The organism is Aeromicrobium sp., assembly GCF_014378035.1.
In the GTDB taxonomy this organism is placed as follows: Bacteria; Actinomycetota; Actinomycetes; order Propionibacteriales; family Nocardioidaceae; genus Aeromicrobium.
In genome coordinates this window covers 1-24,936 of sequence record NZ_JACMOM010000246.1, presented here as the reverse complement: position 1 = coordinate 24,936, position 24,936 = coordinate 1, and the positions used below count along the sequence as shown (strand labels likewise).

Here is a 24,936-nt window from a genome sequence, read left to right as displayed (position 1 = left end):
TGAGGCACTCGTCAACGCCGAGGCCGACCGCAACACCGCGCGTGAGATCGGGGTCCAGCTGCGTGAGCAGGCGGAGAAAAACTTCGACTGGGATGTCGTCACCCACGGCTACGCCGACCTCGCCCGTGACCTGATCAACGGTCAGAGTTCGCGAGGCCAGGCCTCGGGCAGGCGACACCATTGACCTGAGTTGCTGAGCTCAAATCACCGTCGTACGTGACAACCATCCTCATGCGGCGGTATCAATGATTTACTTTTCAATGCCTAAGATTGCGGTCACTCACCCTCCCAAATGACTACTTTCTTTGGTAAATTTCTGCTGGAGCGCGTAGGAAAATACTCACAGTTCCTCGACTCGGACCATTCGACGGGAACAAAGGGAGTACCTGCCACGATGCGAGCCGCCTTGTCACACCGCTATGCCATGTCAAAGCCGAGCACAGGCACCGCGAGCCACCGGGCCGACCCAAAGCGACGCAAGGCTTCGTGGATGGCCGTGGTCTTGGCGAGCCTGCTCGCTGGCTGCCTCGCAGCCAGCACCGCAGCGACGGCCACGACAGACAACGACGTCGTCCACGACTCGTTCGCGCGCAAGACCGGCTCCGGACTCGGCTCTGCCACGCAAGGTGGCGCTTACATCACGAAGTCGTCCAGCACGACCGCTGTGTCAGTGGACGGTAGTGGAGGCATCGTCCGCATGACGAAGGGCGGATCAGGGTTCGAGGGTACGCTGCCGAAATCCTCGATCGATGACACGATCGTGTCGACCAACACCACGGTGTCGTCGCCTCCGGCATCGGGCTCCGGCATCTACCGCGCAGTCATCGCGCGCAAGAGCGGCGGCCGGTACTACCAAGCCTCCGCCCGCACTCAGCCCAATGGTCAGACCAATCTGTGGATCACCCGCTTCGATGGTTCCAACGCCAAGCCGGTCCGGCTCGGCAATGTTATTAAGATCCCGCAGTCTGTCAAGGGTGGCAGCAAACTGACGATCCAAATGCGGGTCACCGGTGATAAGCCCGTGTCCGTCAAAGCCCGCGCTTGGTTGACCTCGACATCTGCGCCTGAGTGGCAGACAACAGTCCTCGACTCGTCCGACCAGCGCATTAGCGGTGCCGGTTCCGTCGGCATATGGTCGTACCTCTCCACCACCTCACCGGCCGCCACCGTCCGGTTTGAGCAGCTCACGGCTTCCACATTCGTCGAAGCGAGCCCCACACCTACTCCGCCTACGCCTACTCCGCCTACGCCTACTCCGACAACACCCACCCCCGATCCGATCGAGAACGGCGATCGCGGCTCTGTGGCCGTGGGATCGGCGCGTTACGCCGTCCCGAAGGACGCAATCTTCGTGTCGACCACTGGATCATCCTCTGGCTCGGGCAGCTTGTCCAACCCATTCGCAACCATCGCTCAAGCCGTCTCAAGGGCAACCTCCGGAACGACCATTGTCGTTCGCGAGGGCAATTATCACGAGTTCGTGTCTACGTCATCGAGCAAGCAGGTGACGATCCAGAACTATCCGGGCGAGAAGGTGTGGCTCGACGGCTCAGCTCCTGTCTCGACCTGGAAGAAGTCAGGGTCGACATGGGTCGCGAGCGGCTGGACCGCAGAGTTCTCCTCCAACGCCAGCTACGTCAAAGGACTCGATCAAAGCAAGTCGTTCATCGACCCGGCCTTCCCAATGGCCTCCTACCCAGACCAGGTCTTCGTCAACGGGGCGCCGCTGCGACAGGTGAAGTCCGCATCCTTGGTCAAGCCCGGCGCATTTGCGGTCGACTACAGCAAGGACACCCTGACGATCGGCAGCGACCCATCCGGCAAGTCCGTTCGCGCCAGTGACCTGCCAACCGCGATCCAGTTCGTCAGCCCCAAGTCAACTCTGCAAGGCATTGGAGTGCGGCGATACGCCAGCCAGATGGCCGGCGCCAAGGGCGCCGTCTACGTCGCCGGCAGTGCCAACGGCTCGATCATTCGCGACGTCGTCATCGAAGACAGTGCAACGCAGGGCCTCGCCATTATCAAGCCTGACATCGACGTTCAGCGAGTGACGGTGCGACGCGCTGGCGGACTTGGCATCCTGGCTACGGCCGCTGATCGGCTTCGAATTCGCGACAGCATCGTCGAGGACAACAACGTGGAGCACTTCAACGTCGCCCCGTCTGCGGGCGGCATCAAGGTGTCGCGCCTGCGTGGTCTTACGATCACCAACAACACCGTGCGCTCAAACATCAACTCGATGGGCATCTGGACCGACGAGTCGACAGTCGGCATCAAGGTCACCGGCAACACCGTGATTGACAACGGGTCCGTGGGCATCCACTTGGAATTGTCCGAGGACGGCATCGTGGCCGACAACGTCGCGACCGGGAACAAGACCGGCGTGCAGGTGTACAACACCGGCAACGTGAAGATCTACAACAACGACGTCGGCGGCAACCGGTCAGCTGGCGTCAAGTTGATGCAGGACCAGCGTCGGCAGGCAACGTGGGCGACCGGTCGCGACAAGCGCCAGCCCGTGCCCGACCCCACCAACCCGTGGATCACGCGAAACATCACGGTGGCGAACAACATCTTCACCGCTGGAGGGGAGACCCAGATCTATGCCTTCGACATCCGTACCGGGGTGCACGCTGACACATTCGTGAACCAGATTGCCGGTAACCAGTTCGCCTCAACCAGCGGCACGATGTTCCTGTGGGGCGTCGGAGGCACGAAGTCCGAGCGATATGCAACGACCCAGTCCTTCAACGCCACACGCGGTGTGGCATGGCGCAACTCGACCATCAGCGGTGCTCCTACAGGCCCGACCGACGCCTCCGTCGCTATTCCGCTGCCCACCGATGTCGCGTCGGCCATAAGCCAAGCCGCAGGGTCGAGGAAGCTCGGGCCGTACACGACCGGATGACGGCTGATGGTGTGGTCACGTTCGGACATGCGAGCATGTCCGCGTGACCACCGGCAGACGCACCACGTTGCAGCGCGTCCGGCTATACCAGCGCTTGCGAACTGTGCACCTCGAGCGTGCTCGACGGCAGACGCCCGCGACCATCGTGTACGTGCTCAAGAGCTACGACTTCGATGCCACCCTGGCCGCTGACCTTGATCTGGTGAAGGCAGGAACCTTCGCTGCCCCGCTGGTCATGCTGCGGTCGCGGGTCGAGGCACTCGAGGTCAATGAGCCGCTGGTGCGGCAGCGTCTGGCTCGAACTGTGCTGTCGGTGTGGGCGGCGCAGGTTGCGGGTCGTATCAGGAGCCACCCTGTTCTCGTCGTCGCCCACGCGATCGAGAATCTCGACCCGTTCGCGGTTACGCCGACACGCTGGCGCCCACGCTTGCGGCGTGTTGTGGATCGGGGACTCAGCCGCTGGCTGAGTCGGCACCTAGACCGGATCTCGTTCGGGACCAGCGCGTCGATGGAGCTGTACGAGCTGACGCGCGGTCCGGAGCTTTCACAAACTGACCGACTGCTTGTGCCCGAACTGCCTGCACCGTGCTCCTGCAGCCCACTGGCACGCCGGCCACACTCGGTGGTTTTCGTCGGGGCGTTCGACGAACGCAAGGGCATCCGCCCGCTCCTGGCCAGCTGGCCGGCTGTCGTGGAGATCGTGCCCAACGCGACCCTCACTGTGGTCGGAAAGGGACCCCTGCTGGACGAGGTGCTTGCGGCCGCGTCACGGCTGCCGGGAGTTGAGGTGCGCATCGACCCGCCCCGTGATGAGATCCACTCTGTCCTGAGGTCCAGTGAGGTGCTCGTACTTCTGTCCCAACCGCGGGAGAGGTGGCGCGAACAGGTAGGTCTTCCCATCGTGGAGGGTCTTGCGCACGGGTGCCGCATCGTGACGACCGACCAGACCGGACTTGCCGCCTGGCTGTTCGAGAATGGCCATTGCGTGATCGACGCCGAGTCCTCGATCGACGAGGTGGCCAGCGCAGTTTCCCTTGCCGCGACCCAAGGCCGCTCCGCGTCCGACGTCATGGTCCCCCTCCCCTCCACCGACGGACGGACAGCCGCCGACCAGTGGCTCTTCAGGCCAACAACCCAGGAGAGATTGTGAATCGCACACGCATCGTCTCTCGGCTGCCAGAACTCCTCAACGCCGAGAAGAGAAGATTCTGGACGCGCAAGGCAGTCGAACGTGCACGGGCGCGACGGCACGGCCAGCGAGGGGCTCAGGTTGCTCGCGGTGCTGTGCTGACAGGCAGCGGGACCTACGTCCTTGGGCGAGGAAGCCGCGTCAAGGAGGACGCACGCATCTTCGTTGCCGCGGGGGCAACCCTGCGTCTGGGCGAAGGAGCAGCCATCGGCATCCGCAACATCATCAACGTCGCGGACTCGGTCACGATCGGCGATCGTGCACGGCTCTCGTGGGACTGCCAAATTCTCGACACCGACTTCCACGCCGTGCTGGACGATGACGGGAAACCGTTCCCGATGACCAAGGCCGTAGTCATCGGCGAACATGTTCTGGTCGGTGCGCGCGCAATGATCCTCAAAGGGGTCACGATCGGCGACGGCGCGGTGGTGGCCGCCGGTTCCGTCGTGACGAAGGATGTACCTGCTCACGCGATCGTCGCAGGCAACCCGGCCAGGCAGATCGGTCACGCGGCCGACTGGAGGTGAGCCGTCCCTCGTCTCAGATGGCATCCGCCCGCCGACGCCGTAGGTCGCGAGAGACGAACCACAACATGGGAAGCACCTGACACAGGGCGACCGCCACCGCCGAACCGATCGCAGGTCCGGCCGCACCGACGACACCGATGAGCCACCACGACAGACCCACCGACACCGGCACCATGAGCACGGTCGGCACCACCTGGGCGCGAAGACCACGCTTGTCGGTCATGTACATGCCGATCGGGTACTTCAGTGCTTGCACGGCGACAAAGCCGCAGAATCCGCCCAGCAACCACCAGTCGAGCTCGATCTTGCCGTCCGACACAATGTCGCTCAACCACGGACTCAGCGCCGCCATGACCAGTGCCATCAACAGACCCAACGCGAAGAACACCATCGCTGGGCGCGCCGGCGAGCGAATCTGGCCTTCGGCCCGAGATTTAGCGTACAGCGGCCACAGGGCCACACCGGCGGCCGAGATTGTTTGGAGCACGATCCCGAAGAGCTGAAACGCCAAGTTGTACTGCGCCAGCGTGTTGCCGTCTGCCCGGTGGCTAATGAGAATGCGGTCGGTCTGCATCGCCACGGGAAGTGCGACCATCTGGATCAACATGGGACCGGCCGTGTCCATGATCCTGACGCCCGGGTCGCTACGAAGACGCGGCACGTTCCGCACTGCCTGCCCGACCTGCGGCGAGATCGAACGGGCAGCGATCGCCAGGCAGAGGAGCGCCGACAAGGTTGCGGCGAGGTAGGAGAACAAGGCGACGACTCCGCCAGCGGAGATGCCCAGAACGACTGACCCTCCTACGCACAGCAGGATGAATGGCGCGATGACGGCCTGGACACCGACCTGGCTGGGGTTCTTGTTCAGCCCGACCAACACACGTGCACCGATCGACAGTGGCAGGGTGAGGCCGAACACCACAAGGCACAGCGCAGCGACGAGGTTGCCGCCCGGAAGTAGACCGTCACCCAGGATCACTGGCCACGCTGACGTCGCGAACAACAGCAGGCTGATGCCCACAATGACACCGCCGGACGCCAGAAGAATCCGCAGCGCGCTCGTCAGAGTGCGGCGGACGATCTCGTCGCGCCGAGGGTCCGCTGACGCCGCGACAGTGTTGATCACCACTGCCGCGATGCCCAGATCCGCGAACGGCAGGAGGGCGGGCAATGAGGCAAGCAAGCCGTATTGGGCATAGCTGTCGACGCCGTAGTTCTGGATGATCAGCCGGCTCGTGATGATGCCAAGCACGCCCGACAGGCCCATGACTATGATCTTCATCCCCGCCGTGGTGCCCACGACATGCCAGTCACTCAGCACGCGCCGCATCAGCCCCCCGCGTCGAGGTGTCAAGGTCTCGACGGGAGGCGTCGTCATGAGGTGCACTCCATCTTGGCCGGCCGGTCGATTGACGGTGATCCAAGAGACCACCTCGCTTAGGATAATGCTGCCGGTAGCGCTATGCCCCCCAGTTGCACAGACCGGTTGGTCACGTGTGACAACCACGACTGGCCTTCCCCACCGTTCGGTGGCTGAACCCCGAGGAGGGACCGTGCCGACAGCGCGATCCGTGCTCATCGCCCATCCGTCCGCTGACCTCTACGGGTCTGACCTGCAGCTGCTGGAGACCATCTCCGCCGTGGTCGAAGCGGGCTGGTCCGCCCACGTGGTGCTGCCAGCCCGCGGGCCGCTCGTGCCGCTGCTGCAGGAGCGTGGCGCGTCCGTCTCATGCCGCTCGTTTCCCGTGCTTCGCAAGTCGATGATCAACCTCCCCGGCCTCTTCGGTCTGGTTCTCGGGGTCATCCGGTCGTTGCCGGGCATGCTGGCCGAGATGAGACGGGTCGGCGCAGATGTCGTGCTGGTCAACACCGTCACGATTCCGTGGTGGTTGTTGGCCGGGCGATTGACACGTCGGCTCACGGTGGGTCATGTGCACGAGGCAGAGGACGAAGGCCACCGCATCGTGCTCACCGCATTGGCCCTACCGAATCTGTTGGCCCATCGGCTCGTGGTCAACAGTCAGGCGTCCGCTGCGACTCTCACGGGCTCAGTGTCACGGCTTTCCCACCGGATCACGGTCGTCCACAACGGCGTGCCCGGACCTGCCGAACCGCCTCTCCCCCTGCACGTCCGAAGCGTGGCCGATCCCGCCACATTGGTGGTCGTCGCACGCTTGTCTCCGCGCAAGGGCGTCGACGTCGCCCTTGAGGCCGTTGCCGCCCTGCGCACTCAAGGCAGGGACGTGCGCCTCGTAGTCTGCGGGTCTGTCTTCCCGGGCTACGAGTGGTTCGAGGACGCGCTGCGAGTCCGTGCCGCGCAGCCTGACCTGCGTGGAGCTGTGGAGTTCCGCGGCTATGTGAGCCCGACGTGGCCGGTGCTTGCCGAGGCCGACGTGGTCGTCGTCCCGTCGCGGGTCGAGCCATTCGGCAACACGGCGGTCGAGGCCCTCCTTGCCGAGCGCCCGCTCGTCGCCTCGAACACCCAGGGCCTGGCCGAAATCGTTGTGGACGGTAGCAATGCCATGCTGTCTGCCCCGGGTGACGCGAAGGCCTTGGCAGCTCAAGTCGCGCTAATACTGGATGACCCAGCCCTCGCGAACCGACTCGCCTCCGCAGGTCGGGACGATGCCCTCAGCCGGTTTTCCCCGGAGCGCTATCGCTCATCGATGAGGGGTCTCCTGAACGACGCGCCCTAGCGCCGGCGGCCCGGCGGGGCCCAGCAAGGCCGAGCATCTTAACCACCAGCGTCGGCGGCTCATAGAGCCATGAGAGCCCATGGCTGACGGCCAGACGATTAAGCAGCATCGACAGACCAATCGCCATGACAGCCAGCACGGGCGCGAGTCCGTAGATCCACGGGGACGACACCGAGTCGACTGCATCAACGACAGACAGCAGGAGCGCGATCGAGACGATGATCGGGGTGTGCGCAAGATAGATCGGTAACGTTCTTGACCCGAGATACGGGATCAGAGATACGCCCGAGAGGGCCCGTCCCAGGCAGACTCCCGCAAGAAGTCCCAGCACACAGTTGAGGAAGTAGAGACCAGGTACTACCTGGAGGTCGAAAATCACCAGCACGGAGCTCGAGGCGGCCCATGCCACGATCACACCTGCCATCAGTACCGGGCGCCGGATCCGGGCGAAGGCGAAAATCTGCTCGCGCAGATAGATACCTGCGAGGAAGAATGCGTAATACTTCAACGATCCGCCCCACCCGACGTTGGGCGCGTCCCAACCGCTGAGCGCGATCAACGAGATGATCCCCGCAATGCCGAGCTGGAGGCGTGGGTCGACCCGTCTGCTGAGCTTGGCCGCGACGAAGAAGATGGCCAACGCCCAGATGAACCACAGTTCGAAGCGGGGAACCACTGGTGAAAGCATGAGATGCCTGATGACGGCAGGTATACTGCCGCGGTCTCCGTTGAGACCATTGCCGTAGTAGGTGATCGCTGCGCCAATGATCTCCCAGATCGCGTAGACCCATAGGAACAGAATTACCTTCTGCCGCAACAGCGGGCGCCATTGCCCGTCGAGCCACTTCGCAGCGAACAGTCCTGAGATCGCGAAAAACAGAGGCATGCGCACGGAGGAGAGCACCAGGTTGACACGCACCGCCGCGTCAAGATCGAAGCCGACCGCAAGGAGCCAGTTGGTCGAGTGGAACACCGCCACAAGGATGATCGCGACACCGCGACCAGTGTCGACCCAGCGCAGCCGGTTCATGTCGTACCTCCGTTTGACGCGGACTGATGCTCGTGCGACCTGCGGTCGACCAGCACCAAACCCAGAAACAGAGCAATAAGGGTGGCGGCTGCCGCGAAAGGGCTGAACGCAATGCCCCACAGAGCACGGATCGCGAGGTAGATGACAATGGCGCTCAGACCGTGGCCCGTGCGAAGGCTCAGTGCCATCCCCTTGACAGAGAGCGCCACCAGAATGGCCACGAGCACGAGGCCAGCGACACCCAAGCTCGCCCACAGATCACCGAACACCGAGTGCAGCTCGAAGTGGTCGCCGAACATGTACCGCTCGACATAGCCGTTGTCGGGGTCGTAGTTGATCGAGGCCATGGCTGCCTTGGCGGTCAGGATCTCGTCGAGCCTGGGAATCGCGCCAAGACCGAATCCCCCAGGATGATCGCGGATCAGCGCCACAGCGGCCGCAAGCTCGGGCCGCCCGCCAACAATCAACGAGCCGGAAGCATCGATCTGTTCAGCCGAGCGCTGCTGGGTGACCTGACCAAGATATCCGTCAAGGATGAGTGTCTGCACCAAGTGGTACACCGACCAAGCGACGGTACCCACAAGCATCGCCATCGGCAACCACGAGGCACGACGCGATGCACTTTCAGCCCGCATGCGCCAGCCAAGCAGGATCGCTGCCAGCAGGAGCATCGCGAAGTTGGACCGCGCATCGTTCATCCCTGATACCAGAGCCAGTGTCAGCAGGCAGACGATCTCGAACCAGCGGGATCCAATCCACCATGCGATCGCGAGGACCACGATCGTGACTGGGATCGAGTAACCGAACCGCCAAGGGTTGCTCGCGTAGAGGCCAGAACTGTGCGACACCGTGACCAACATTCCGATGCCCGCCACCAGCGCCACCTGATGAGCCGGGACATGCGTCCTGGCCCACAGCACGACGCCCATCGTGCCCACAAAAGATGCCAGCTCGATGGACGTCTGGATAGCTTCGGCCGTGTTGGTGTTTCGGACAGGGGAATATACGAGTGCCAGAACAAGCCCGGCGCTCAGCGCCGCGGCGCAGGCCACCACGAGAATGCGTGCTCCCTCGTAGCGAGACAACGATCCCAACCACACCGGTGCGAGTGCGACGACGCCCAGAATTGTGACATCGAGGTGTGCCAGCGGCAGGTCGATGCGCAGGAAGACAAGTAGCACAGCCGCCAGTGCCGCTAGTCGTTCAACCTCAGCGCAACGGGTGAAGAGCCGTGTCTCGGCACCCGGACGAACGAGGGAAGTCACGCGCTCATCGTACGAGTGCTCCGCGTGTTTCGGAGGGGTCGCAGAACCGCTGACCAATTCTTCGAGACGCGCACGATCCACTACATCCACGACTCTCCTCCTCTGTGGCTGATCTCCTGATCCGGGAAGTGGTCGCCCACCAGGAGTGCGCCCAGTCACCCCGTGACGATGCACGGGGTGACCGTCTGGCGGGATGCACCGGTCAAGCCGTGGGCTTCGCCTCGACGTTGTCGACGGTGATCGCCAGTGGTGCGTTGGTTGACGATCCTGAGCTGTAGGCGTAGACACCGACGGCGCCCTTCACCTGTAACACGGCCGTGGTGTCCGTGGTGTCGATCGCCCATGAGGCCGGCTCCGAGGCGCTGGCCTTCCAGACCTTCCCCTTCAGCGCGGTGGCGCCGGTTCCTGAAACCTGGAACCGCATCTTGAACACGTCACCGGCCTGCTCACGCACTCCAGTGATGGTCGCCGAGCGCACCGTGGTTTCGGATCCTCCAACGACCTTGGTTACCAGAAGCTGGATGTCGGCATTCGCCCGCAACCAGACTTTGAGCCGGTAGTTGTTGGTCGAGTTCACGCTGCGACCGACCAGCGCCACATAGGTGCCGCCGCCTGTCGCGATCTTGTCCATCGAGATCTCAGCTGTCAGGTCGGTGTTGTCCGAGGACACAGTGCTCAGCGTCGCCGAGCGACCCGATCCGGCAGTCGGCAGCGAGATGACGCCCTTCGAACCATTGACCGAGAACGATGTGGCTCCACCGCTGGTTGTCCACGAGCCGCCTGTTTGCGCCGCTCCCCAGGCGTTCACCGCGTTACGTCCGAACGTATCGGCGGCGAAGTTCGCAGTGGGCGCCGGTGCTGTCACGGTGACTGTCTTGGTCACTGCATCTGTCGCGCCGTCATCGTCTGTGACCGTCAATGTGACGGTCTTGTCGCCGGCCGTGGTGTACGTGTGCGCCGGGGATGCCTCCGTGCTCGTCCCGCCGTCGCCGAACGACCATGCGTACGACGCCACAGTGCCGTCGGAGTCCGAAGAGCCCGCGCCGTTGAACGAGGCCGCCAAGCCGTTGGTCGTGGACGTGAACGCAGCCGTTGGCTTGACGTTTGGCACCACCACTGTGCTCACTGGCTTGGCCACCAGGTTGTCGAAAGTGACCGCCTGCGGCGCGTTGGTAGACGAGCCGGACGTGTAGGCGAAGAACCCGACGCCGCCGTTGGCCTGCAGAGCCGCAGTGGTGTCCGAAGTCTCGTTGGTCCATGCGGTCGGCTCAGATGTGGTCACGTTCCAGAGCTTCGCCTTGAGCGTCGTCGTTCCGGTGCCGGTGACCTGGAAGCGGAAGCCGTAGGTATCGCCAGCCGCGTGACGAACACCGATGAGGGTGACCGTCTTGACGGTAGTCTCCGTTCCACTGACCACCTTGGTGATCAGTAGCTTGACGTCGGAGTTAGCCTGCAGGAATGCCTTCGCGCGGTACAGGTTGGTCGAGTTGACGGACCGGCCGTTCATGGCGACGTACGTGCCACCACCTGTTGCGACCTTGTTCAACGAGAACTCTGCCGTCAGGTCGGTGTCCGTGGAGGACACCGAGCCTAGCGTCGCTGACCGGGAGGACCCGGCCGTCGGCAAGGTCAACACGCCCTTCGAACCGTCGACGGCGAACGAGGTGTTGCCGCCCGAGACCGTCCAGGCACCGCCCTTGTCCGCCGAGCCGAATCCGTTGGCCACGTTTCGACCGAAGGCGTCCTCCGCGAGTGTCGCGCTGGGCGCCGGGACCGCAGTGACCGTCACGGTCTTGGTCACCGAATCTGTCGCACCATCGTTATCGGTGACCGTCAGCTTGACCGTCTTGTCACCGGCGGTGGTGTACGTGTGTGACGGCGAGGTAGCGGTGCTCGTGCCGCCGTCGCCGAACTCCCACGCGTACGAAGCCACCGTGCCATCGGAGTCCGAGGACCCCGTACCATCGAAGGTCGCCTTGAGGAAGTCCGTGGTCGACATGAACGCCGCCGTCGGTTTGACGTTGGCAGGCGGGACCGCCGTGACCGTCACAGTCTTGGTCACCGAGTCGGTCGCACCATCGTCATCGGTGACAGTGAGCTTCACAGTCTTGTCGCCAGCGGTGGTGTAAGAGTGTTCAGGCGATCCAAGAGTGCTCGTGCTTCCGTCGCCGAACTCCCAGGCGTACGAAGCCACCGTGCCATCGGAGTCCGAGGACCCTGTGCCATCGAAGGTCACCTTGAGGAAATCGGTGGTCGACATGAACGCCGCCGTCGGTTTGACGTTGGCAGGGGCAACATTGACGGTCTTGGAGATCGTGTCGGTCGCTCCGTCATCGTCGGTGACCTTGAGTGTCACCTCGAAACCACCGGCCTGGGCGTAAGTGTGCTCGGGGCTCATGGAAGTGCTGGTGGTGCCGTCACCGAAAGTCCAGTCGTAGGAAGCCACCGTGCCATCGGAGTCCGAGGACCCCGTGCCGTCGAACAGCACTTTGAGGTCGGTGACGGTGGGCGTAAATGCCGCAGTCGGCTTGATGTTCGGGACTACCCCCTCACCTGCCGTGTAGTGGTCGGTGACCTGCTCCGGGGTGAGAACCTTCGAATAGATGGCGGCCTCGTCGACGTAGCCGTCGAAGTACGAGCTCGAGTTGCCACCCCATGTCTGGTCCCCACCGAGGCGCCAGTATCCGGGGTAGTTCTCGGCCTGGGTGTTGCCATTGGAACTCTTCAGGTCACCGTCGACATACAGCTTCATGCCGTTGCTGCCGACCGTGGCCACCACGTGGTGCCACGCGTTGTCGTTGAGTCCGGCCTGCGAATCGATGGTCACGGTGTTGCCGTTGTAGACGCCGAAACGGATGGTGCCGTCGTCGAGCATGTACATGTGTCGGTCGTAGCTGCTCGAGAAGTTGCCGTCACCGCTGCGGCCGAACCCGAAGATGCGACCTCCCTGTGACGTGCCGGTCTTGATCCAGACCTCCTCGGAGAAGGTCGTCGGGTTGTTGGTCGACCCGTTGGCCACGACCGTGGCGCCCGAGCCCAGCTTGACTGCGGAGTTGCCGGCGACGATGCCAGCAGCCCCCTGATCGACGGTTCCACGGTAGGTTCCGTCGTTCTCGCCAGCAGACGAGTCCTTCGCGATGGTGCCGGACGTGTCGTCGAGGCGCCAGTAGAGGTCGGGCTCAGCCGCGAAGACCTTCTTGCCATAGGCGTCAGTGGGCTCGGGAGGAAGCGCTGATGAGCGGCCGCTGGCGATCCAGTGCTCGTTGACCTTCGCGGTCGACAAGGCTGTCGGATACACCGACACGTCATCGATGTCGCCGGTGAAGTAGTTGTTGCCGGCCCATGAACTGTCACCACCGACACGCCAGTAGCCGCTGTATGACTGTCCGGCGGTCACATCGGTGCGGCTCCCGACCTTCTTGCCGTCGATGTAGAGTGCCATGCCCGCCGAGCTGAGACTCGACACAACCTGGTGCCACTGACCATCGTTGTATGCCCTGCTGGAGCTGACCGTGTCGGTGTTGCCGGTGTATACACCGAAGAACACGCGACCGGAGCCGTCCATGTAGGTATGGCGGTCGTAAGCGGACGAGTTACCGGTCGCGCTGTTGCCGTAGCCGACGATCTTGCCACCGGAAGTTGATGTGGTCTTGAACCACGCCTCGGTCGTGAATGTGTCTGGAGCTTGGACGCTGTTCGGTGACGCAAAGAAGCCAGTGCCCGAGCCGTCGAATGTCGAGGCAAGATTGTCGCTGTTCAGCAGTGCTCCCGCGGTGCCCCGCGTGACACCGGCGCCAGCAGTCGTGTCATCGGCACCTGCCCAGTCGTTCACAACCGGCCCGTTGCTCTCGCCGAGGCGCCAGTAGTTGGCAGCGCCGTCTTCAAGAACCTTCGTGCCGTAGTCACCGAGCTCGCCGGTCGCTGCCACATCGACCGTCACCCACTCGGAGTTCGTGAAGTTTCCGAACGGGTCGATGGTCTGAACCCGGTAACGCGTCGCAGAGCCGGGAGTCGCGGTCTTGTCGACGAACCGCATGCGTTTGGTCTCCCAGAATCGCGCGTCCTGGTTCCCTTCGTAGACGACGGTGTTCGTGTCGCCGCGATAGATCTTGTATGTCAGCTTGCTGTTGTCGCGGTCCCAGTTGCCGGGCCAGCCGATACTGACCGTGCCGCGCGCATATGAGTTCAGCGACGGGTTCATGGCTGCGAGCGAAAGACGCGGGCCGGACTTGTTGGGCGCGATGGCCTTGGTGGCCAGACGCACGAGGCCCTGCTGCAATCCACCGTTGACGCGGGTGAACTCGCCACCGAAGACCACGTACTGACTGTTGGCCTCAACGGTCCACGGTCCCTGGCCCGCTCCGGTGTAGCTACCGGTGTTGATGTCGGGGAAGAAGTTCAGCATCGTCGGACTGGGCTGACCGGCGTGGTCCGGGTAGCCGTAAATATCGGGCTTCGAGGTGCCAGTAGCGAACTTCGTGGTCGCAGTAGCACGCTTGAAGCTCCACGGGTCGGTCTGCGGGTACCCACCGGTGCCGATGTTCCCGCAGTAATGCTTGTGAGAGGCCGAGTAGACGACGTCGCCCGCTGGAGCAATGTCGTAGGTGTCTCCGTGGCAGTCCTCGACCCATGCAAGGTTGCCGTTCCAGTCGATTTGGAACGAGCCCTCAACGTTTCCGCCTCCACCGAAGTGGTAGCCCGAGCCGTAGAAGCCGTCTGCATCGCTCTTCAGCGACAGAATCGCCGATTCGCTGCCACCGTTGCGGATAAAGGCATTTCCGGACATCGGAAGGTTGGTCGTGCCTGATGTGGAGTCGAGCATGACCAGGCCGTAGCCGGGATTGTTCGAACCGTTGGCGAACGTGAAGCTGCCGCCCGCGACGATCTTTGTGCCGTCGGGTGACGCGGTGACTGCCTGGACGATGCCGTCAGTGATCGACGGGCTCCACGGCAGCAATGCGCCGGTGTTGGCGTTGACCGCTGCGAGCTTGGTTCGTGCGCTGCCCCCGACCGACGAGAACTGTCCACCGAAATAGACGCCGGTGGCCGTGGCCGTGACCGATTTGACCGTAGAGTTGACGACGGGCGCGAAGTTGGCAATGACAGCGCCAGTCGTCGGATTGAGCGCGGCGACACGGTAGCGGTTCAAGCCGCTGACAGACGTGAACGCGCCACCCACATAGATGCGTGACCCATCGGGTGACGCCGCAACCGAGCGCACCTCGGCGTTGAAACTGGGGGCGAATCCCGTGAGCAACTCGCCGGTAGTGAGGTTGTACGCGAGCATGTTGTTGCGCGTCACTGTGTTCACGCCGGCTGCCGAGCCGGCAGGACGCGCATTCGTGAAGCTGCCAACCACGTAGACCGTGTTGCCCACGATGGCCTGGTCCCACGCGACGCCGTTGATCTGGGCCGTCGGCAGGGCGTCGGCCGATGCTGTCTCTGGCAATCCCGTGGCCGGCGCCGTGTCGGCCTGTGCCACCGAGGGCGACAGGACCAGAGCCGAAACCACGAGCCCGATCATCATGGACAGGACGGTCATCAGGCGCGAAGGAGTACGGCGAACCATTGGATCCCCATTACAGGTAGGAGTCAGGCGTGACTCACCGGCCAGATCCGTTCTGGCCGGTGAAGCTCCGTCGACGTCGGCCTACACCTGTAGGGCTAAGGGAGAATTCGACAGCGGCCTCGTCCTGGGTGTTCGCCAGGTGGTGGTCACGCCATGTAAGAGCACGTCAGGCACCAGCCATGACGAGAATTTCCCAGTTGTTTTATCTGACCGCGCCGGTGAAGAGTGTCACAGGCTCCTGGAGGGCGAAATCGAATTCGATCGTGACATCGTCGAGGTCCTTGTCTGGCACCGCGAACACGTACGTTCCGGTGGTAGTTCGGCTGCGGGCAAGGCTGCCCGTAAGGGGTTTGGTTCCTGTAGACAGCTGGATCGCCGGAGTGTCCCGGGCGCCGGAATAGGCATTGACGACGGTCTGGTCGAAGCTGACCCGCTCCCCCGCGTACACCGATACCTGCACCGCGATCGCCGGACCCGCAATTTCGCCGGGCAGCACCGCCTTGCCGTTGACACGGGTGATCTTGACGAGACGTGCCGTCGTTCCTCGGTTGAACTTGGCGGTCGCGCCAATACCCAGTGTCTTCACGGCAGGACGTTTGATGGGCTTGTCCGTCGCCGTGGCACCGACAGACGGGGTCGGGGACGCCGCAGAGGACAAAGGTGTGGCGCTGGGGCCGGCCGAGGGCGCAGGCGCGGCAGACGGGTTAACGTCGTCCGGTCCGGCAATCTGCCCGACTACGACGACCACAAGGATGAGAAGGACTGCGGCTGCAGCGATCAGGGCCATGGCGGAACGGGAGATCCGGTCAAACACAAGACGTCCTAGTTGTCTTCGAGGTGGACCGCCGATCATAGCGGCACCCCCGGCTACCAAGTGTCCTTTATTCGACCGCGATCGTCGCTCGAGGTGAGGTGATGATCCCGACTCTGAGGATTCCGAACCAATTCACGACCTAGGTATAGATATGATTGGCCCGCTGCCGAGCGTACGAGCCTCGAAGCCTTTGCGGGCGGCGAGGCTGACGCCGGGCCTGCTGCCAGGACGAGGGGACATGATGGATCTCAACGAGTACGTGAATGTGCTGCGAAAGCGGTGGTTGACCATCGCCGTCACCGCAATCCTGGGGGCTGTCGCTGGTTACGGCTGGGCCGCCACCACGACCCCCACGTATCAGGCCACTAGCAAGGTCTTCGTGAGCCTCAGCAACGGCAACACCGTCAATGACCTGGTTCAGGGGTCGACATTCACCCAGAATCTCGTCCAGTCCTACGCCCAGCTGGTGCCAACGCCAGCTGTGCTCGACCCGATCATCGCGCAGTTGGGCCTCGACACAACCGCACGTCGACTCGCGAAGTCCGTTGCTGCCGATACCCCACTCAACACCGTCATAATCGAGATCTCCGTGACGGACAGCCGTGCCGATCGCGCTTCTCAGATCGCCAACGCCGTGGCCGCACAGTTGCCGCGCACCGTCGACAGTCTCTCTCCATCGACCACGGCCACCGAGGCAGCAGTCACGATACGCACGATCTCCCAAGCGACGGTCCCGTCCTTCGCGATCTCGCCCAACACCCGCCTTCGGACAGTCCTCGGGTTCGGTCTGGGCATCTTGGCGGGGGTGGCGATCGCCGTCGTGCGGCGCCTCACTGATACCCGGGTGCATGGTGAAGAAGACCTGGCCACGACTGTTGACCTTCCCGTTCTGGGCGCGATCCCTCGATGGAGTGGCGCCGCAAAGGACCGCATCAGTGTCATCCGTCGGCCACAGAGTCCTCGTTCGGAGGCTTATCGTCGCCTTCGTTCCAACCTGGAGTTCGTTCGGCGTGGAGGCGACGCGGCCACCAGCGTGGTGATCACCTCGTCGGTCCCAGGCGAGGGCAAGACAACCACTGCCATCAACCTTGCTGCATCGCTGGCGGAGCAGGGTGACCGCGTGCTGCTGGTCGACGCCGATCTACGGCGTCCGTCAGTGGCTGAATCAACCGGACTCGAGGGGTCAGTCGGCCTGTCGACGATCCTCATCGGCAAGGTCGATTTGGGCAACGCGATCCAGCACTGGGGTGACACCACACTCGATGTCCTGACAAGCGGCGCCATCCCCCCCAACCCGTTGAACCTGATCGACTCGCAAGCGATGCTCGACCTCATCGAGAAGGCCAACGCGTCCTACGACTTCGTCGTCATCGACTCCCCTCCGTTGCTGTCAGTCGTCGACGCTGCGGTGCTCTCTCACCAGTGCGACGGTCCGCTCGTGGTCGCTGCGGCGGGTCGCACCAAGCGCAGGCAGGTCGCAACCGCGCTCGAGGCACTCACCGTGGCCGGGGTTAGCCCGATCGGCATGATTCTCACCAGGGCACCACGCGACGAAATCCGCGACTACCGCTACTACACGTCCACTGCCCCCGAATCGGGTTCCCTCCGGCGAGCCTTCGTGAGCGTCGGACACCGATTCAGTCGCTCCCGAAACGCCTGAGAGCAGAGTCAGCACCGTGGTGAGCCGCCAGCTTGTCGGGGCCGTCCGACGCGCCTGCCCGTTGTTGCTCTTGGCTGCCGTGCTTCCCATCGCGCTGGTGCTCCTGACTGGCAGTTCCGGCGCGCGGCAATACACCGCCACCAGCAGCGTCTACGTCAACGCGAACACCAGCCAGGATCCGCGGGAGCTGAACAAGAGTGCTGTGTACGTCCACCGACAGATGGGTTCTTTTGCGGCACTGGCATCAACGCCGACCGTGCTCGATCCGGTGATCGACAAGCTGGGGCTTGCTACGAGTGCGAGGCAACTCGCAGGTCGAGTGGGCGTCGCATTCGAACAGGATGGATTCATGATTTCGCTGTCGGCGACTTCATCGTCCGCCCAGGGAGCGCAAAGACTTGCCGACGCAGTGTCCACCTCGCTCGCCACCGTGGTCGAGGAGGTTTCACCACCCCGCACGGACGGAACGTCATCGGTCCGGGCCCGCAGCATGGGGTCGGCAGTCGACGAGATCCTCTCCAGCCGGCCGTGGACAACGGCCATCACGGCCGGGGCGCTTGGCCTGCTGGCAGCGATCACATTCACGCTCTTCCGGTTCGCCCGCAACGACAAGATCGGATCGCTCGATGAGATCACCGAGATCACCTCGGCGCCGCTGGTCGCCGAACCACGTCTGCGAGGGCGTCATGCGGCAACGACTGATCACGAGATGGAACGGCTCAGCGTCACTGTCAGGGGCAAGCACCACAGCGCAGGCGGACGCGTCATTCTTATGGCCGACACATCGGCAGGCCGACGTGCGGTTGACACCGCGTCATGGGTCGCCGACCAGCTGGTCGCGAGCGGAAGGACATGTCTCGTTGTCTGCGCCGTGCGCACAGTCGCCAGCACCTCCACACAAATCAAACCCGCCGGCAACCACCACATGGTCATGACGACATCTGAGGGCGTCTCGCATCTCGTCGACGAACATAGGGCAACACATGACGTCGTCCTCGTTGCCCGGGCCCACGGCGTCCATAGTGCGGTCCGATCGGTCGCCTTCGATGGTGCAACGATCGTGCTGACAGTTCGCGCAACGACCGTGGGCACGTTGATTGGAGTCATCAAAGCTCTTGAGGCCGAGCACATTCCCATCCTCGGGATTGTCGCGTGGACCGCGCGCCGGCCGTCTCTCCGAAGCCCGCTCAGCGCCCGCTTCCACCCGATCTCCCGCTCACCTCGAACCGCAACGCGATGAGGAGAATCTCGTGCAGAAAATGATCATCCTTGTGCTGTGCACCGGCAATATCTGTCGATCACCCGTCGCCGAGATCATGTTGCAACGGCGCCTCGCGACGTCGGCCCGGGTGGACATATCGAGCGCCGGAACTCATGCACTCGTCGGCGAATCGATGCACCCGCAGATGCACCGCCTGCTCGACCCTGAGTGGGACGAGGCATCGGCCTTCGTGTCGCGCCAGTTAGACCAGTCAATGGTCGAGGCTGCCGACTTGATCATCACCATGACCCGGGATCAGCGCTCCTCGGTCGTGGAGCTGGTTCCGCTTGCCCTCCGAAAGACTTTTACCCTGACCGAGCTCGCGGCGCTGATCTCCCACTCCGGTCCAGTCGCAGACCCGTCAGAGCTGGCCGCCGGGCGGCCTTACCTCACCTTGGAGGGCGACGACCTCGACATTCCCGACCCGTACCGGAAGAACACCGCCACCTTCCGCAAGACGTTCGCGTCGATCTCGGACGCGGTGGACACCATCGCGGCACCGCTGTCCGGCGAGGCCGCTGGGGCAGCGAGCGGGCGCCGCCGGGCAGTGCCGGTGCTTGACCACCTGACCGTGCTCGAGTCCTTCCCGGAACCACGACCGACCACGAACCCGTACATCGTCATGCTTGGTCGAGCACTCCACGAGACACCGGGGCTCACCGTTGAGACATTTGCCTGGCGGAAGGCTCTGCGTGATGACTACGACGTCTTTCACGTGCACTGGCCGGAGATCCTTGTCTCCGGCGAGAGTCGATTGAAGAAGCGCGTGCGTCAAGCCCTTTTCGCCATGCTTCTCCATCGTCTGCGACGCCGTCGGGTACCGATCGTGCGCACCATGCACAACCTGGAGCTGCCCACTGGCATCAGCCGTCGGGAGACACGGCTCCTCCAGCGGGCCGATCGACAGACGGTTCTAGGCATCGCCATCAACGACACGACCCCGATCCAACCGGGTCGGGCCTCGGCGACGATCCTGCACGGCCACTACCGCGACTGGTACTCGCCCGACTCATTGCATGACCCCGAGCCAGGACGAATCGCCTTCTTCGGATTGGTGCGTCAGTACAAGGGAGTCGACTCGCTGATCCGAGCGTTCCGCGAGATCAATCGTTCGCACGATGTGTCACTCGCGGTCGCGGGCAAACCATCGTCCGCCGAGCTCGCCTCGTCTCTACGCACACTCGCTGCCGGTGACGACCGGATCGATCTTCGGTTCGGCTTCCTGTCAGACGACGACCTCGCCGACCACGTCAGCCGCGCCGAACTGGTTGTCCTGCCCTATCGGGAGATGCACAACTCTGGAGGCGTGCTCACCGCCCTGTCCCTCGATCGGCCGGTGCTCGTGCCCGCGAACCACACGAACACCGTGCTTGCCGACGAGGTCGGCCACCGCTGGGTACAGACCTACGACGGCGAGCTCAGTGGCGACGACATCACCCGGGCAATCGAAGCGGTACGCAAGGTGGACGAGTCGTCGCCGAACATGTCGCGTCGCGACTGGTCACATGCCGGTGTCGCGCACGCCGAGGCGTTTCGACTAGCCGTGGACCTGATGCACGCGTGACGGCTCAAGCCGTCCGCCGGTATTCCTCGTAGCGGTATCCCCAGGCTCCAGAGACCATCCCGAGTCCGCGAGCGGCCGTGCGCAAACCTTTTGCGCGATGCCGCGACGACCTCGAGACGACACCCAGCATCCACCGGGCGCTCCCTCCCCCGAGCCGAAGGAGCCCGCGACCGGACAGCAACAACCGCCGAGACGATCGGGCACGCAGCCCGCCGGCCAATCGCACCGAGATGAGGCTCCAGCTGTTGCCACTGCTCAGTGCCCGGCCAAGTACCCAGGACCGGGTGACGCGGGCAGCTGGCACAACGTCGTGGACGATCGCCTCGTCGCACCACACCATTCGTCGGCCGCCCGCCACCACCTGCATGGTGAACAGCGTGTCCTCGCCACCCGTCGTGCCGAAACCGGTGTCGAACGTCAATTCGAGCTCCCGCACCTGACGGAGATCAAGGAGGAGGTTGTTCGTCGCACCCACATTCACAGCGGTCCCTGTCGGCATCCGCCGCCGGGAGAAGAAGTCACCCGAAGCGACCCACGCGTCAGGTTCGACAGCGAATGTGGATATGACTGGACCGATCACAGCAGCCGGTCGGTCGGCCGCTTCGTAGGTCGCGAGCAGATGGCCCAGCCACCCCTCGGTTGGGCGCTCATCGTCGTCAATGAACACCAGCAGGTCTGAATCGGCGCTGGCTGCCAGCGCTCGGTTCCGTGCTGAAGAGATGCCCGGTACCGGCTCGTGGACGTAGTCGACAGGGAGACCCACAGGCTGGGACTCCAGCACGCTCCGGGCACTCGCTGCCGGATCGTTGTCAATCACCAGGACTCGGGCAGTCGCCACCTGCGCCCGCGCCGATGCCATCTGTGCAACGAGTGCCGGCAGGAGCGCCTCGAGGTCGACGTTCCTCTTGTAGGTTAGGACCGCGATCGTCAGCGTTCCCGTGAACTCGCCGCTGGCGTGGATCCCGCCCACCCCCTCGCTGGAGCAACCTGTGACCGAAGCGCCCGCTGTGTCGGACTTGGCCATCATTGTAGTGAACTATGGGTCCTCCACCTTGCTGGCCCGCAATCTCGTCGCGGTCGCCAACGAGCTGCCGGAGGCCCACGTGGTCGTGGTCGACAACCTAAGCAGCAACCCGGAGCGGCATCTCGTCCGAGGACTCTGCGACGCACATGGCTGGACGGGCATCTACCCGAACGGAAACACCGGCTTTGGCGGTGGATGCAATCTGGGTGTCGACCAAGCCTTGGCGCGCGGAGCGAGGACCATCCTGCTGCTCAACCCCGACGCAGTGATCGACCGTGCGTCCACGCTGCTCCTCGTCGCGGCGGCGTCAGCGGGAGACGCCATGACTTTGGCCGCGCCGAGAGTTGTACGGCCCGATGGATCGCACTGGTCGGCCGGCTCAGACCTGGACCTCGACCGCGGTGACATGCGGTCCTGGCGCCGACGGCACGAGGCCCCCGACGCACGCACGTTGCCATGGCTCAGTGGGGCGTGCCTGGTGCTTGACGCAGAACTGTGGCGTCGTGTCGGAGGATTCGACGAGGACTACTTCCTGTACTGGGAGGACGTCGACCTCTCGGTCAAGGTCACTGAGGCCGGCGGGAAGCTGGAGCTGGTGGACGGCGCCACGGCCGTCCATGACGAAGGCCGGACACACGACGACGGGCACCGTGCCGAGGCAAAGTCGTCGATCTACTACTACTACAACATCCGTAACCGCCTGCTCTTCGCCACCAAGCATCTCGACGAGGCAGACCGCCGCCGGTGGCGGCGTACGGCCGCGGATGCGGCGTGGCAGATCATCCGACGTGGCGGCCGTCGACAGCTAGTGCGGCCGGGAGGTTTCGTCGGCGCGGCATGGCGCGGCACCCGCGACGGGATTCGCGGCACCACGGGACCGTGGCACCCCTGAACCATAAAGACTCTCACGGATGGCGCGGCGAGTTCCCGTCAGTCCCAACGGTGGCGGGCCGCGTTTCGACGTAGGGCACTCGCTTGGTCAGGAACCTGATGAGCGGCTGTTCCAAAAAGCGGTAGATCAGTGCTGCTGCAAGGCAGACGCCAACGACCGACAGCCCGATCGAGAGCGGAACGCTCCCCAAGCCGATGGCCGCCAGCGTGGCAGGCACAAGAGGCGCGAGCAGTGGGTGGAAGAGGTAGAGGGAGTACGACGCATTGCCGAGATAGACGACCGGCGCGGGCACGCGACTTCCGATGCGCGATTCGTTGAGAGCCATCACCGCCACCAGCAGCACGACCCAGGCGTGCCGGGCAAGCAGTTCCCACCCGATGCCGTCCGTCGTGTTGACGGTTCCGACCAACACCCAGAGGAACGTGATCCAGACGCCCCACCGCAGCGCCGATCTCGTGTCCCGTTCAAGAAGCCACGTCGCAATCACGATGCCGACGACGAAGTAGAGGACGATCTGGTTGAGGTACATCGAGACGGCTGGCCAGTCGTCCTGACGGAAGATGCTCCCGATAGTCATGGCGCTCATCACGGCACCACACAGGTGTAGCGGCTTGACCCGTACCAGCAGCGCGAGCGCGAAGACTGAGTAGAAGAACATCTCGAAGATCAGGGTCCAGCCGACGCCGAGCACGGGCTCGTTTCGACCGGCGGCGTTCGTCGTGGGGAGGAACAGATAGGACAGCGCGGTGTGTCCCGGCGCGAGCTGAGAGTTCAGGAGTGCGCTGGGAATCGCCACGATCGTGATGATCTTGACCGTCGTGGCGATCCAGTAGATCGGCGCAATACGAATCAGGCGTCGGACCGCGAACGACTTCCAGCCATCAGCCCGCCCGATGAATGCCGGGGCGGTGACTCCCATGACGACACCACTGATCACGAAGAAGATGTCAACGCCCGCCTCTCCGAAATGCCAGATCGGAAGAGTCGGGTCGAGCCGCTCGCGAGCGTAGAACGTCGTGTGGGTGAACACCACCATGATCGCTGCGGCGAAACGGAGTGCCTGGATACCTTGCAGTCGAGGCGCTCGTGTGGAGTGCGTCGCGGCTCCCATTACGGCCTCATTCGTCGACATGATGCGGACCACGTAATGGTACCGACGCCTGGCGCGTCTCAAAGGGGATCCGGGAAGTCTGTCACACGTCCCCCTCACGCCCTTGATCACGCCCGCTGCGCAAGGATGCGCGAGAGCGACTCCCTCACGCCGGAGGGAAGCCCGAACATCAGGCTCAGGCGTGCGAGCAATGCCACGCGGTGTATCGCCAAGCTGATCAACGCGATGCCAACCGTGATGACGACGGGATAGATCACTGAGACCACGGGATGCGCTAGAAGCGCGTCGAAACCCGACCATTGGGCGGTCGATGCGATCAGGACGTAGAGCAACAGTGGGTGCATCACGTAGATAGGCAAGGTCTGTCGGCCCACCGCTGACATCGCTCGGCCCAGCGGTCGCCACCGCACGAGCACCGCGATCACGGCGACGCTGGTGACCATGAAAGTCACACCGCGCACCATGAACAGCACGCTGCCGGAGATCTCTCCGGTCATGAACCTGCCCCCGAGGGTCACCACGGCCGCGAGCACCAGCAGCGCAGCCCCCCTCAGCACCGTCGAGTTCTCCGCGAGACTGCGAATCTGGCTCGCACCGTAGACCCCGACCGCGAAGAAGAACGCCACCTCGGGGATCTTGTACGCCTGGAGCCCTTGGACGTCCGAGATCCTGATGATTATGGTGAGCGCCGCCAGAGCAACCAGGACGATCCATGGCGGTAATTGACGTAGCGCGGAGAACACGAGCACGTACACCGCAAGAGCGAAGACATACCAGAGCGTGGTGTCCGGCACGAGGAATTGCGCGAACAGATCAAGCGGGCCATGAATGCGGTGCGGGAGGTCGTCGTATGTCACGAGGGCGAAGAACAGCGCGTAGATCAGGAGCCAGACGATGTAGAGGTAATAGCTGGCGATTGCACGCCCGATGTTCGCTGGGTCAGCAAACCCCAACCGTATGCGGCGGGACATGACCAGTCCGGAGACGGCGAGAAGCAGGGGAATGCGGACGCTCGCGAGGATTCCGTTGATCTTCGCCCATGCTCGCGCCGCCGGTTCCCACAGCTCGGCTGAATGGGGCAGGAAGTGCCACAGACCAACATGGAAGAGCACGACTGCCAAGACCGACAGCGCTCGAGCAGAGTCAGCCCATGCCAGCCGGGATGAGACTCCGGTCGACGGGTCAGGCTGGGCGTCGGGCACCTCGGTATTCTGGCAGGTGCGGCAGGTCTCTGCGATCGATCCCACAAATACGTACCGAAGCCAGCTAGGAGTTGAAGTCCTGCTGCGTCCGCGCGAGCCCGTGAGCGATCAGGCTCTCGACGGCATCGGCCGCGAGCTCGACGTTGAGGTCGAGCTCCTTGCGCTCAGCCGAGCCGAAGCCGCTGAGCACGAAGTCGTGCACGTCCTGGCGCCCCGACGGGCGG

The 24,936-nt window shown here is 63.7% G+C and carries 17 protein-coding genes; 9 read left to right on the top strand and 8 right to left on the bottom strand.

Annotated features, from left to right (window positions below):
• From H7290_RS12800 to H7290_RS12785, 4 genes are all read left to right on the top strand, one after another.
• Window positions 1-184 (top strand): hypothetical protein (locus tag H7290_RS12800; RefSeq protein WP_290514399.1); only part of this gene is annotated, 184 nt, incomplete at its 5' end.
• 306 nt (window positions 185-490) lie between these two features.
• Entirely contained in the window at window positions 491-2,908 is a 2,418-nt protein-coding gene (locus tag H7290_RS12795) for a right-handed parallel beta-helix repeat-containing protein (RefSeq protein WP_290514398.1), read from the top strand.
• Between the two features lie 43 nt (window positions 2,909-2,951).
• Complete coding sequence (locus H7290_RS12790) at window positions 2,952-4,058, top strand: glycosyltransferase family 4 protein (RefSeq protein ID WP_290514397.1); 1,107 nt, start codon at window positions 2,952-2,954, stop codon at window positions 4,056-4,058.
• The gene (locus H7290_RS12785; protein ID WP_290514396.1) at window positions 4,055-4,624 is read left to right on the top strand and encodes an acyltransferase; all 570 of its coding nucleotides are present in this window, start codon (window positions 4,055-4,057) and stop codon (window positions 4,622-4,624) included. The genes H7290_RS12790 and H7290_RS12785 overlap by 4 nt, the downstream gene beginning before the upstream one ends.
• A 13-nt stretch (window positions 4,625-4,637) precedes the next feature.
• Here H7290_RS12785 and H7290_RS12780 read toward each other — a convergent pair whose 3' ends face one another.
• Complete coding sequence (locus tag H7290_RS12780; protein WP_290514395.1) at window positions 4,638-6,002, bottom strand: hypothetical protein; 1,365 nt, start codon at window positions 6,000-6,002, stop codon at window positions 4,638-4,640.
• A gap of 175 nt (window positions 6,003-6,177) precedes the next feature.
• Between H7290_RS12780 and H7290_RS12775 the strand changes: the two genes are divergently transcribed.
• Window positions 6,178-7,320 carry a glycosyltransferase family 4 protein gene (locus tag H7290_RS12775; protein WP_290514394.1) on the top strand — a complete coding sequence of 381 codons (1,143 nt, stop codon included), beginning with the start codon at window positions 6,178-6,180 and terminating at the stop codon, window positions 7,318-7,320.
• Here H7290_RS12775 and H7290_RS12770 read toward each other — a convergent pair.
• From H7290_RS12770 to H7290_RS12755, 4 genes are all read right to left on the bottom strand, one after another.
• A complete protein-coding gene (locus tag H7290_RS12770) occupies window positions 7,256-8,350 on the bottom strand; it encodes an acyltransferase family protein (protein WP_290514393.1) in 1,095 nt (364 codons plus the stop codon). The genes H7290_RS12775 and H7290_RS12770 overlap by 65 nt on opposite strands.
• A complete protein-coding gene (locus H7290_RS12765; RefSeq protein ID WP_290514392.1) occupies window positions 8,347-9,615 on the bottom strand; it encodes a hypothetical protein in 1,269 nt (422 codons plus the stop codon). Before H7290_RS12765 ends, H7290_RS12770 begins: the two co-directional genes overlap by 4 nt.
• Window positions 9,616-9,817: 202 nt before the next feature.
• Window positions 9,818-15,157, bottom strand: a complete 5,340-nt coding sequence (locus tag H7290_RS12760; protein WP_290514391.1) for a PKD domain-containing protein — start codon at window positions 15,155-15,157, stop codon at window positions 9,818-9,820.
• A gap of 229 nt (window positions 15,158-15,386) precedes the next feature.
• Window positions 15,387-15,971, bottom strand: a complete 585-nt coding sequence (locus tag H7290_RS12755; protein ID WP_290514390.1) for a hypothetical protein — start codon at window positions 15,969-15,971, stop codon at window positions 15,387-15,389.
• A gap of 265 nt (window positions 15,972-16,236) precedes the next feature.
• Between H7290_RS12755 and H7290_RS12750 the strand changes: the two genes are divergently transcribed.
• Genes H7290_RS12750 through H7290_RS12740 form a run of 3 tightly spaced genes read left to right on the top strand, consistent with a single transcriptional unit; the run spans window position 16,237 to window position 20,483 of the window.
• A complete protein-coding gene (locus H7290_RS12750) occupies window positions 16,237-17,658 on the top strand; it encodes a polysaccharide biosynthesis tyrosine autokinase (RefSeq protein ID WP_290514389.1) in 1,422 nt (473 codons plus the stop codon).
• A gap of 16 nt (window positions 17,659-17,674) precedes the next feature.
• On the top strand, window positions 17,675-18,898 hold the full coding sequence (locus H7290_RS12745) for a hypothetical protein (RefSeq protein WP_290514388.1): 1,224 nt from the start codon (window positions 17,675-17,677) through the stop codon (window positions 18,896-18,898).
• 19 nt (window positions 18,899-18,917) lie between these two features.
• The gene (locus tag H7290_RS12740; RefSeq protein ID WP_290514400.1) at window positions 18,918-20,483 is read left to right on the top strand and encodes a glycosyltransferase; all 1,566 of its coding nucleotides are present in this window, start codon (window positions 18,918-18,920) and stop codon (window positions 20,481-20,483) included.
• A gap of 4 nt (window positions 20,484-20,487) precedes the next feature.
• On the opposite strand, the gene H7290_RS12735 is transcribed toward H7290_RS12740, so the two are convergent.
• Window positions 20,488-21,507 (bottom strand): glycosyltransferase, encoded by a 1,020-nt coding sequence (locus H7290_RS12735; protein WP_290514387.1) that lies wholly within the window; start codon window positions 21,505-21,507, stop codon window positions 20,488-20,490.
• Between H7290_RS12735 and H7290_RS12730 the strand changes: the two genes are divergently transcribed.
• The gene (locus tag H7290_RS12730; RefSeq protein ID WP_290514386.1) at window positions 21,500-22,399 is read left to right on the top strand and encodes a glycosyltransferase family 2 protein; all 900 of its coding nucleotides are present in this window, start codon (window positions 21,500-21,502) and stop codon (window positions 22,397-22,399) included. The two genes, H7290_RS12735 and H7290_RS12730, sit on opposite strands and share 8 nt — an antisense overlap.
• A gap of 13 nt (window positions 22,400-22,412) precedes the next feature.
• Here H7290_RS12730 and H7290_RS12725 read toward each other — a convergent pair whose 3' ends face one another.
• On the bottom strand, window positions 22,413-23,531 hold the full coding sequence (locus tag H7290_RS12725; protein ID WP_290514385.1) for an acyltransferase: 1,119 nt from the start codon (window positions 23,529-23,531) through the stop codon (window positions 22,413-22,415).
• A gap of 86 nt (window positions 23,532-23,617) precedes the next feature.
• A complete protein-coding gene (locus H7290_RS12720) occupies window positions 23,618-24,712 on the bottom strand; it encodes an acyltransferase (protein WP_290514384.1) in 1,095 nt (364 codons plus the stop codon).
• Between the last annotated feature and the right edge of the window lie 224 nt (window positions 24,713-24,936).